Source organism: Ferrimonas sp. YIN67 (assembly GCF_057219095.1).
Window position 1 is genome coordinate 1 of sequence record NZ_JBXVVJ010000019.1, and the last position, 7960, is coordinate 7960.

The 7960-nt window shown below is 53.4% G+C and carries 6 protein-coding genes; 2 read left to right on the top strand and 4 right to left on the bottom strand.

Translation table 11 applies throughout. The annotated features are described in order from the left end of the window. Window positions 1-982: ureidoglycolate dehydrogenase (gene allD / locus AC2D8U_RS20945; protein ID WP_484621016.1), on the bottom strand; the 982-nt coding region annotated here is incomplete at its 3' end. Then, on the bottom strand, window positions 945-1223 hold the full coding sequence (locus tag AC2D8U_RS20950; protein ID WP_484621017.1) for a hypothetical protein: 279 nt from the start codon (window positions 1221-1223) through the stop codon (window positions 945-947). The genes AC2D8U_RS20950 and allD, both read right to left, overlap by 38 nt. A 1405-nt stretch (window positions 1224-2628) precedes the next feature. On the opposite strand from AC2D8U_RS20950, the gene AC2D8U_RS20955 reads away from it, so the two are divergent. Beyond that, window positions 2629-4095, top strand: a complete 1467-nt coding sequence (locus AC2D8U_RS20955; RefSeq protein ID WP_484621018.1) for an allantoin transporter — start codon at window positions 2629-2631, stop codon at window positions 4093-4095. A gap of 40 nt (window positions 4096-4135) precedes the next feature. Next, window positions 4136-5500 carry an allantoinase AllB gene (allB, locus tag AC2D8U_RS20960; RefSeq protein WP_484621019.1) on the top strand — a complete coding sequence of 455 codons (1365 nt, stop codon included), beginning with the start codon at window positions 4136-4138 and terminating at the stop codon, window positions 5498-5500. A 994-nt stretch (window positions 5501-6494) separates the two neighbouring features. Here allB and AC2D8U_RS20965 read toward each other — a convergent pair. Together AC2D8U_RS20965 and AC2D8U_RS20970 are read right to left on the bottom strand one after the other, a co-directional pair. After that, window positions 6495-7760 carry an MFS transporter gene (locus AC2D8U_RS20965; protein WP_484621020.1) on the bottom strand — a complete coding sequence of 422 codons (1266 nt, stop codon included), beginning with the start codon at window positions 7758-7760 and terminating at the stop codon, window positions 6495-6497. 18 nt (window positions 7761-7778) lie between these two features. Then, window positions 7779-7960, bottom strand: a 182-nt coding sequence (locus AC2D8U_RS20970; RefSeq protein ID WP_484621021.1) for a M20/M25/M40 family metallo-hydrolase, incomplete at its 5' end; no start/stop codon positions are given.

A 7960-nucleotide genomic window follows, 5' to 3' on the forward strand; every position in this document is an offset into this window, starting at 1 on the left:
AAACGTCATCGACGATATTAATCCCTTCAACTTCCGATTTTTGGGCAACCATTTCGCTATTTTGTCCCGGGTAGAGCACGCGATCGAATCCTGGGGCGGGACGCATGGCATTGAGCTCTTCCATTGTCTGGGCAATGGCCTCCGTGAAGTAACTCTGGGAGGTGAAAAAGGCGGGGTTGATAACGATATGCAACTGGCCCAGCTCGCGTCCCTTGGAGAGATCTTCGTACATGGAGCTGACCCCGCGGCCAAAGGGCAAGCCCAGCATGATGCCGGAGAGGATGTCGACCATCATCATCAGGCCGTAGCCCTTGGGACCAGCGATGGGTAACAGTGCACGGACAGCATGAGGATCTGTGGTGGGGTTGCCATCACCGTCAACCGCCCAGGTATCGGGGATCGCCTTGTTGCGGGAGCGTGCGTCGAGCACCTTCCCCCAGGCCTGTACCGTGGTGGCCATGTCGAAGTTGATGGTTTTGCCGTCGGCACCGGGCGCCGAGAAGGCGATGGGGTTAGTGCCGTAGTAGACATCACTGCCACCAAAGGGGACGACCATGGGATCGGACTGGCAGACGGAGATGGCGACCAGGCCCTGCTCGGCGGCCATCTTGGTAAAGTAGCCCAATGCCCCACTGTGGCTGATCCGCTTGGCGCCGACGACGGCGACACCTTTCTCTTTGGCCATATCGATGGCTTTGTCCATCGACAGTTTGGCGACGACGTGACCGGCACCGTTATCCCCGTCAAACACGGCACTGCAAGGGCCGGTCTCTTCGTAGCTGAATTGTGGGTTGGCATTGATGCCCCCCTTGGCGATCCGCTCGGAATAATATTCGACCCGGACGGCACCGTGGGAATGGACGCCACGGGCATCGGCAAAGGCCAGTACATCCGCAACGATATCGGCATGTTCTTCTGATAGCCCGGCTTGGTTGATCTTGGCTTTAATTAGTTCGTGAAGTTCTTTTTTTGATAGGTTCATATTCTACTCCATGACGATGAATTATTTCATCGATCATTTGTTCATAACTGTTACAAATAAAGCCATTGGCGCCAGTATATGACAGGATTTTTTTTCTGCAAAACGCCTGGGGCGGCCGTATAGCGATTCTAAAAATGGCTAATTTATTTTCAAAAGAAGTTGTACAATTTGATTTTTGGCCTTGAGGAGCATTTAAAAAAAACCGGTTTCCTAACAGGGGGGCAACATCAATGGTGGTCATGGGTCATCAGCTACCGCGCCTGCATATCGACATGCTCAAGGTTGTCATCGATCCGGCTTGGCAGAAGCAAGGCCAAGTGTTCCTGCCTTGCTCCGGACGAACCTCCATTACACAGGAGGCATGGAGCCGATCCGGCTTGTGCCCTGGTTCCTAGCCATTTGGCGAGGAAGGCTTCCCTCATCAGCTTCAAGAGTTTTCTGGTGTTGGGCGTGACAGGGCGTGTGACTCTCTCGTGGCTCATTAGGTGCCATTGTGGCGGGATGCTTGATTGCCACAATGCCAGGTAGGCAGTCAGGCTCTCCCAAAAAAGTGGAGGTTACCGGACTTGTGCGCCACACAGATGCTCTGTTGCGAGCTGTCGGTGTGGGTTCTTTGCTCGCGAGCCACTCTGCGTCAGTGCCTTCTGATTGACAGGCCGGCCGAAGCTGGCTTTATAACCGTGCAGTCCACGCTTGATCAAAACATCCGGCGCGGCCTCCCTCTGACCTGTTCAAACCTGTTATTTCCCTCCGGTTTTTCGAGCCCTGTTCGTTGCGCAGTCTGACTGGGTGCCCAAGTCCCGCCCTAATCTCCCTGCTTTCCTCTCCAAACCCTAGGTTTTGACCCAGAGCCCTCCTCTGCTTCATTGGGTTTCATTCGGCCCCTCTGCTTTGCAGTAAGCATCAATGCCTTGCGCGGGGGATGCAGAGGAAGGCTACCGTCGACCGAAAAGCCGAGGCCTGAGTGAGCAATGACAGAAATGGGGTCCTGAAGGGGGTCGATGACAATGGAGTTGGGAATAGCCATTTTGATGCTGATTGACGCGTCTCTGGCAAGTTGGCCCCTGAGATGGTGAACGGGTTGGTCATTCTCGGGCTTGCAATCCTCTTGGGAGTCCCGCTCAGACGCGTCCAGCGTCACCACTGTGTTGCACAAAGGGCCGAAAGACACCTTTTCCTCATTAAGGAGATTAAGGAATCGTACGGTACTCCGCCGCGATGAATTCTATAGTCCTTCGAATACGATTGGAGAATATTTTTGTGATCAATCGGTGCCGAAGCTGTTAACCAGGGTTAAATAAAGAGGAGTTTTATTCCCAGGCTCGGCCATAAACAGATAAACATTACAATTGTGAAATAAATATACGAACGCAGATCGTGATCTATATTACCTGCCTTAAATAACTGAATGGCAAATTTGGTTATCCGCTCCATATATGTTTGGAACGACGCCGTAACTATTTTCCAACGCTGTGGAAGCCTGCTCATAACTTTGCCCCTTGCTTGTTCGAAACTTTTTTATAATGGGATATTCTTTTTCAAGGATAGATTTGTATATAAATAAAATTTATTTTTTGAGTGGTCTTTATCAAACTTTTGCCTTTATATTCATTTGGCAGGTCAATCATTAACTTTGCGAGGAAGCAATGATGAATGAAGTTTCAAGGATCGCGATAGAGAAGTATCGCGAAAGAGGCTATAACGACGATCTACTACCTAAGCCGGAAGATAAAAGAACCTGGAAGGCTTTAAATTATTTTACTCTTTGGCAAGGTTCCGTACACAACGTACCTAATTATATTGCCGTAGGTGGTTTCTTTATGCTGGGACTGAGTATTTCCGGCATTATGGCTGCCATCTTCTTAAGCGGTATCGTTATAGCCCTGGCGATGAGCCTTAACGGCGCGGCAGGCTCTAAGTATGGCATCCCTTTCTCCATGTTGTTACGGGCTTCCTATGGAGTAAAGGGTGCTCTCTTCCCTGGAGTACTGAGGGGAGGGATTGCAGCCATCATGTGGTTCGGGCTGCAAAATTACGCAGGCTCCATTGCCCTGCTTATCATCATTGCCAAGCTTTGGCCCGAGTTTATGCAATTGGGGGGGGATTGGAGTCTGTTGGGGATCTCAGCGCCCGGGTTAATCGCCTTCCTGTTGTTTTGGGGCATGAACATGGTTATCGGCTTTGGAGGTGGCGCGATCCTTAATCGCTTCACCGCCGTGCTCAATCCCTGCATCTACCTGGTGTTCGGCGGGATGGCGATCTGGGCCGTTTCATTGGTGGGTTTAGAGGCGATCTTCTCCTATGTGCCTGCTCAGCTGGAAAACACCAATGCGGGTCTGTTCGAGTTTTTTGTCGTGATCAATGCCATTGTTGCCGTCTGGGCCGCTCCGGCGGTAAGTGCTTCTGACTTCACCCAGAATGCGCGCAGTTTCAGAGATCAGGTGGCGGGGCAGATGGGGGGGCTGATGTTGGCTTACCTGGTGTTTGCCATCTCCAGCGTTTGTATTCTCGCCGGTGCCAGCATCCACTATGGAACCGATACTTGGAACGTGCTGGATATTATTGCTAAATGGGATGGCCTGTTCCTCTCCATTTTTGCCGGTATCGTGGTCTTGATGACAACTATCTCCACAAATGCCACCGGTAATATTATTCCGGCAGCCTATCAGATTGTTGCTGTGTTTCCGAAATTGACCTACCGCCATGGTGTGATGATCGCCGGTGTGATCAGTATCCTGATCTGCCCTTGGAAACTGATGGAAAGCCAGGCCAGTATCTTCTTGTTCCTGAATACGATTGGCGGGATCTTGGGGCCGGTTATCGGCGTTATGCTCGGTCACTACTTCATTGTAATGAAACAGCAGATTGATCTTAACAGCCTGTATGTTGGGAAAAACCAAGCCAGTGAATACAAGAATGGGATTAACTGGAATGCATTCTACGCCACGATCATTGCCTGCATCCTCTCTTTGGGCGGGCAGATCATTCCAGCTTTGGAAAAACTTAACAGCCTCTCTTGGTTTACCGGCGTCACTGTTGCCTTCCTGGCTTATATAGCCCTGATGAACCTGAGTGCAAAACGTAACCCAGAATTAAATCCATCTTTACGGTAAATCCACCATAACAAGTAGTTGTACCATCAAGGAGTAACAAATGTCCTACGATATCATTATTAAAAACGGCACCGTGATCCTGGAAAACGACGCGATCAACACCAACGTAGCAATCAAGGATGGGAAGATAGCGGCCATAGGTAGCGACTTGGGTCCTGCGGCGGAGACCATAGATGCCACGGGTCTGATTGTCTCCCCGGGCATGGTGGATGCACACGTTCACATTACTGATCCGGGCGGCCCGCGTAGTGAGTGGGAGGGTTACAACACCGCGACGCGTGCTGCGGCCAAGGGCGGCGTAACCACCTGTATTGAGATGCCACTGAATCAGGTGCCGGCCACCATTGACCGGGACACGCTGCACGTCAAATATGAAGCGGGTAAAGGCAAGTTGTCGGTAGACATCGCTTCGCTCGGTGGTTTGGTACCTCATAATATCGATCGTCTGCATGAGCTGGCGGAAGAGGGTGTGGCCGGCTACAAGTGTTTCGTGTCCACTTGTGGAAACCCGGATCCCGCCTCCGGCGACTTCTGTAATGTGAATGACTACCAGTTGCTGGAAGGCATGAAGGAGCTGGCGCGTCTGGATAAGATCCTGCTGATGCATGCCGAGAATGCCGAGATCTGTGACGGTCTGGGTAAGAAGGCGGTTGCCGAAGGTCGCCTGACGGCCAAGGATTACATCGCATCTCGCCCGGTATTTGCCGAAGTGGAAGCGGTTCGCCGAGCCCTTTATCTGGCCAAGGAGACCGGCTGTAAGTTGCACCTGTGTCACCTGAGCAGCCCGGAGGCGATCGAAGAGGTGACCCGTGCTCGTAATGAGGGTCAGGATGTGACCTGTGAGTCCTGTGGTCACTACTTTGCCCTGGATGATGACATGTTCACCGAGATTGGCACCAAGGCTAAGTGTTCTCCGCCGATCCGCGACAAGGACAACCAGGGTCGTATGTGGGATAAGTTGCTGGCTGGTGAGATTGACTTCATCACCTCAGATCACTCCCCCTGTACGCCGGACCTGAAAGAGGGTGGGATCTTCGATGCATGGGGGGGGATCTCCGCGCTGCAAAACAGTGTCGACATCATGTTTGATGAGGGGGTTCAGAAGCGAGGCATGTCTCTGGTTCAGTTTGCTAAGGTGATGGCCACCAACCCGGCGGATCGTTTCGGCTTGAGCCAAAAAGGCCGCATCGCTGTAGGGAAGGATGCTGACTTGGTGCTTATCAAGCCAGATTCCGCCTATGTGCTGACTTCCGATGATTTGGAATATCGCAATAAGTTCAGTGCCTACGAGGGCCGAACCATAGGTGCTCAAGTTGCCAAGACTCTGCTGCGCGGTGAGCAGGTGTATGATCTGAACACTGGGGTTGCCGAAGACAAGCTGGGTGAGTTCCTGGCCGTTCGTTAACGTTTACTCAGACACCTAATCCTTGAATACGCCGCCTTGCATCGCCAAGGCGGCGTTTGTATGAGCAGCGATTCTTTCCCTTTGGATCTCCAGCCAGGATGGGACAGGGATACGGAGTACGGGAAGTGTGTTGGGGAACCAGATGAGGCCGGGGGGCGGCCTCTAATCCTATCGGTGGGTATCATCTAACAGGCAGCGGTTATGCACCGGCTCAGGTGTTCGTCAGCGCAGGCCATATAAAGCGGGCCAGTGTCCTGAGCCAAGAGCCTGAGTTCGGCGTGACGGCCGGGGAATGTTGCTCGTCGATCTTAGTGTTATCCATGACACCTGCGGTTCAATAATTTCCTTAATGATTTGATTTTCAGCCGGCTGTGAGTGTTGGAGGGTTTGCATTGGGTGGGGATAATTTTGGCTCTGGGCCTGTCGGACCTGGGGCCTTGGCGCACAATCCCTTAGTGGTTCCATAGCCGTTCTTCATATCTGGAGCGGATGTAAGAAGCGCTATTTAGGGCGCCAGGGGCAAGCTTTTCATCATCGGGTGCCATGGTCTGTGAGATCTGCAGTTTGCCATCATTTGAACCGTAGAACCGTTGACCCGTTTGGGGGCCTCGGTGGTCCGCTGTTGGCCGACCTCCTGATCAGCGACTTGGGGCCTTATTCCAGCCTTTCGGTGATGGCGCCGAGTCCTCTCGTCGGGAAACGCATCGAACCCTTTACCTGATACAAAGACTGCTTTACCCACCGGCAGTTACGGGCTTTTTATCATGTCTCGTTTAAATGTGCGTCAACGATTGGATGGGATACAGCCGGGAGTCGTGTCTACTTGCCAAATGCAGGCCCATCCGAGTCAGCCAAGTCCGGTCATTTCCGGGCGGCGGTGATCAAGCTGAGCGGAGAAGATGCAGGCGCCTGTCGTGCATCCTGGCGAATGCCAGAAAGGGAGCGTCCCGGCATTTGCCGGGACGCTCTGGTGATGAGTCGGGCAGAAGTGGCTTCAGTCCGTTGTGACGGTGTGACCGATTTTTGCGTCGCTGCGACGGGTCACAATGGCAAAGATCGCAGTGGCGATCACGACCAGTACGGCGGAGATCACGAAACTGGTGGCGGTAGAGCCGGTAATGTCGGAAAGGAGCCCGGTCAGGGTTGGGGCGATCACGGCGGAGCTCATGCCGCACATGTTGAACATGCTTAGGGCGCGTCCCAACATCCTTTTGTCCGCCAGTTCTGAGGCATAACAGATCAGGATGGGATCCAAAGCCAGCTTCCCAAGAAAGCCGTAGACCACCAGGCTGATCATCAGCACCGTGGTATTCGGGGCAAAGACGGTCAGCAGCAACATCAGGGCGGCCATCAACTCGAGGCTCAAGATCAGGCGGATCACTTTGGTTTTATCGTCGCGGAAGCGGTCTGAGCGGCTGCTGAAGTAGAGTGCCCCCGGGACACCGGCCAGGGCCACGGTGGCCGCGGCAAAGCCGATCGCTGCCCCTTCAAATCCTCGTTCGGTTTGCAGGTAGGAGGGCAGCCAGGTCACGATCATGTAGTAGCCGTAACAGGTGGCAAAATAGAGAAGATAGACCGCCAGTAACTTTGGTGAGAGCAACTCCCGAAAGGAGCCGCTGGGATCCGTGGGCTTGGCGGCGGGTAGCGTTTCTTTCAAGTTGGCTTGGCGTTGAGCATTGGAAGGCAGGGCAAAGAGGAAAGCCACGATCACCAGCACCAGGAGCCCGGAGATCATCAGGATCACGGTCTGCCAAGCCATCCCAAGACTCTTCACCAGAATGGAGGAGCCGATCAGGCCAATCATCATCCCGATGGCGCAGCCACTGTTGATAATGGCATTGGCCAGGGCCCGACGCTGGAGTGGCACATTTTCATTGGAGAGCGAGTAGGCGGAGCTGAAACAGCTCGCACAGCCCGCTCCGGCCAAGAGGGATCCGAAGTAGATCTGTGGCAGGCCGCTGGCCAGGGCGATACACAAGGTACCTGCCAGGAATGCACTGAAGCCTACCATCAGAATGGTTCGTTGACCGAAGCGGTCGATCGCCATGCCGCAGGGCAATTGGAATGTGCAGTATGCTAAAAAGTAAAAACTGGTGATTGCGCCAATTTCAGCATCACTGATCCCACCAAGGGCGGCCTGGATCTCCGGGTAGATTGGGGTCAGAACCGTTCGATAGATCCAGATAGCGGTCCAGCCGAGGCTCATGACCATGACAACCTTGTGCCAGTACGCGAGTCCGCCTTTGGTTTGATATTCCATTGCCTTTACTTCCTCCTATTAGTAGGCGAGTTTGTGCAGCACCTTGATCAGGGCCTCGACGCCGACGGTGAGATCGTCCAACTCTGTGCGCTCAGCCGGGTTATGGCTGATCCCTGCAATGCTGGGAATGAAGATCATCCCGGTGGGAATGCGGGGGGCAAAGATCTGGGCATCGTGACCGGCACCGCTGTGCATGCGGA

Bases quoted from the DNA above. Each gene is read 5' to 3' on its own strand.
- AC2D8U_RS20950 (WP_484621017.1), bottom strand. From the start codon at position 1,223: ATGACCACCATTGATGTTGCCCCCCTGTTAGGAAACCGGTTTTTTTTA.
- AC2D8U_RS20955 (WP_484621018.1), top strand. From the start codon at position 2,629: ATGATGAATGAAGTTTCAAGGATCGCGATAGAGAAGTATCGCGAAAGA.
- allB (WP_484621019.1), top strand. From the start codon at position 4,136: ATGTCCTACGATATCATTATTAAAAACGGCACCGTGATCCTGGAAAAC.
- AC2D8U_RS20965 (WP_484621020.1), bottom strand. From the start codon at position 7,760: ATGGAATATCAAACCAAAGGCGGACTCGCGTACTGGCACAAGGTTGTC.